The organism is Rothia sp. 32237D007AR, from assembly GCF_053544675.1.
In genome coordinates this window covers 1-3,245 of the sequence record NZ_JBPPUO010000024.1, presented here as the reverse complement: position 1 = coordinate 3,245, position 3,245 = coordinate 1, and the positions used below count along the sequence as shown (strand labels likewise).

Annotated in this window: 1 rRNA gene; it reads right to left on the bottom strand. The window is 52.4% G+C overall.

Annotated features, from left to right (window positions below):
- Positions 1-44: 44 nt before the first annotated feature.
- Positions 45-3,146, bottom strand: a 23S ribosomal RNA gene (locus tag ACED87_RS09330).
- Positions 3,147-3,245: the final 99 nt, after the last annotated feature.

Sequence of the window (3,245 nt, the reverse complement as noted above, 5' to 3'; positions counted from 1 at the left end):
TCAAAACCATACAGTGGACGCAAACAACAAACATACCCAGAAAAAAGTGTAAGCCTTCGGACTATTAGTACCAGTCAACTCCACGGGCATTCCCCGCGTCCATACCTGGCCTATCAACCCCATCATCTATAGGGATCCTCACGTGACCCAAAGGCCACCAGGAAATCTCATCTCGAAACAGGCTTCCCGCTTAGATGCTTTCAGCGGTTATCCCTCCCGAACGTAGCCAATCAGCCATGCACCTGGCGGTACAACTGACATACCAGAGGTTCGTCCGTCCCGGTCCTCTCGTACTAAGGACAGCCTTTCTCAAATTTCCAACGCGCGCAGCGGATAGGGACCGAACTGTCTCACGACGTTCTGAACCCAGCTCGCGTACCGCTTTAATGGGCGAACAGCCCAACCCTTGGGACCAACTCCAGCCCCAGGATGCGACGAGCCGACATCGAGGTGCCAAACCATGCCGTCGATATGGACTCTTGGGCAAGATCAGCCTGTTATCCCCGAGGTACCTTTTATCCGTTGAGCGACGGCCGTTCCACAACGTACCGCCGGATCACTAGTCCCGACTTTCGTCCCTGCTCGACCTGCCAGTCTCACAGTCAAGCTCCCTTGTGCACTTACACTCAACACCTGATTGCCAACCAGGCTGAGGGAACCTTTGGGCGCCTCCGTTACTTTTTGGGAGGCAACCGCCCCAGTTAAACTACCCATCAGGCACTGTCCCTGACCCGGATCACGGGCCGAAGTTAGACATCCAGAGCGACCAGAGTGGTATTTCAACAACGACTCCACTAACACTAGCGTGCCAGCTTCACAGTCTCCCACCTATCCTACACAAGCCGCACCGAACACCAATACCAAACTATAGTAAAGGTCACGGGGTCTTTCCGTCCTGCTGCGCGAAACGAGCATCTTTACTCGTACTGCAATTTCGCCGAGTTCATGGTTGAGACAGTAGGGAAGTCGTTACTCCATTCGTGCAGGTCGGAACTTACCCGACAAGGAATTTCGCTACCTTAGGATGGTTATAGTTACCACCGCCGTTTACTGGGGCTTAAATTCTCAGCTTCGCCCACAAAAAGCGGGCTAACCAATCCTCTTAACCTTCCAGCACCGGGCAGGAGTCAGTCCGTATACATCGTCTTACGACTTCGCACGGACCTGTGTTTTTGATAAACAGTCGCTTCCCCCAATTCTCTGCGACCCATACACGCTCACGGCCGCACGGACCGCTCACGCTCAAGGCTCCCCTTCTCCCGAAGTTACGGGGACATTTTGCCGAGTTCCTTAACCATGATTCTCTCGATCGCCTTAGTATTCTCTACCTGATCACCTGTGTCGGTTTCGGGTACGGGCGGCTAAAACCTCACGTCGATGCTTTTCTCGGCAGCATAGGATCACCAAATCCCCCACAAACGGGGTCCCATCACGTCTCAGGCCAACACCGGCGCATTTAACAACCGGATACCCTACACGCTTAGACCACGACAACCATCGCGTGGCTTAGCTACCTTCCTGCGTCACACCTGTTAATACGTTTACCTCCAAAAATCGGGTCCTGCAGTCCACCACAAGCTCCCCACCACAAGTGGCAGGGTTACAAACAGCTTCTCACAGTTAGCATCAAAATATCAGTATGGGCGGTTTTTCACCGGTACGGGAATATCAACCCGTTATCCATCGACTACGCCTGTCGGCCTCGCCTTAGGCCCCGACTAACCCAGGGCAGATTAGCTTGACCCTGGAACCCTTGATCATCCGGCGCACGGGTTTCTCACCCGTGATTCGCTACTCATGCCTGCATTCTCACTCGCATACCCTCCACCACTGGTTTACACCGCAGCTTCACTGGATACACGACGCTCCCCTACCCAACCAGTCATAAAAACTGATTGCCATAACTTCGGTGGTGTACTTGAGCCCCGCTACATTATCGGCGCAGAATCACTTGACCAGTGAGCTATTACGCACTCTTTCAAGGGTGGCTGCTTCTAAGCCAACCTCCTGGTTGTCTAAGCAACTCCACATCCTTTCCCACTTAGTACACGCTTAGGGACCTTAGTTGATGGTCTGGGCTGTTTCCCTCTCGACAATGAAGCTTATCCCCCACTGTCTCACTGCTACGCTCTCACTTACCGGCATTCGGAGTTTAGCTGACGTCAGTAACCCTGTGGGGCCCATCGGCCATCCAGTAGCTCTACCTCCGGCAAGAAACACGTAACGCTGCACCTAAATGCATTTCGGGGAGAACCAGCTATCACAGAGTTTGATTGGCCTTTCACCCCTATCCACAGCTCATCCCCTCCATTTTCAACTGAAGTGGGTTCGGTCCTCCACGACGTCTTACCGTCGCTTCAACCTGGCCATGGATAGATCACTCCGCTTCGGGTCTAGATCCTGCCACTCAACTCGCCCTCTTCAGACTCGCTTTCGCTACGGCTTCCCCACACGGGTTAACCTCGCGACAGAACACTAACTCGCAGGCTCATTCTTCAAAAGGCACGCTGTCACCCCACAAGGCTCCAACGGCTTGTAAGCACACGGTTTCAGGTACTATTTCACTCCCCTCCCGGGGTACTTTTCACCATTCCCTCACGGTACTGATTCACTATCGGTCACTAGAAAGTATTTAGACTTACCAGGTGGTCCTGGCAGATTCACACGAGATTCCACGAGCCCCGTGCTACTCGGGTGGCACACACGCGGTCTAACACATGACGATTACAGGACTCTCACCCTCTCCGGTCGCCCATCCCAAGGCGTTCACCTACATGCTAGAACATCACGTTGGCAGCTGGTTGAAACTGCCATGCGTACTCCCACAACCCCCATGATGCAACCCTCAACCGGTATCACACACCACAGGTTTAGTCTCTTCCGCTTTCGCTCGCCACTACTCACAGAATCATTTGTTATTTTCTCTTCCTGAGGGTACTGAGATGTTTCACTTCCCCTCGTTCCCTCCAACCAGCCTATACATTCAACTGGTGGTAACAAACCATGATGGCTTGCTGGGTTTCCCCATTCGGACACCCTGGGATCAACGCCCTGTTATCGGCTCCCCCAGGCTTTTCGCAGATTCACACGTCCTTCATCGGCTTCTAGTGCCAAGGCATCCACCGTGTGCCCTTAATAACTTACACACAGATAAAATCAAAGATATTAACCTTGACTAACTAAGTACAAAATCAAAAGTATCAAAAGAACACAATCCAAACATTGAATTGAGATTTCTTCAAATA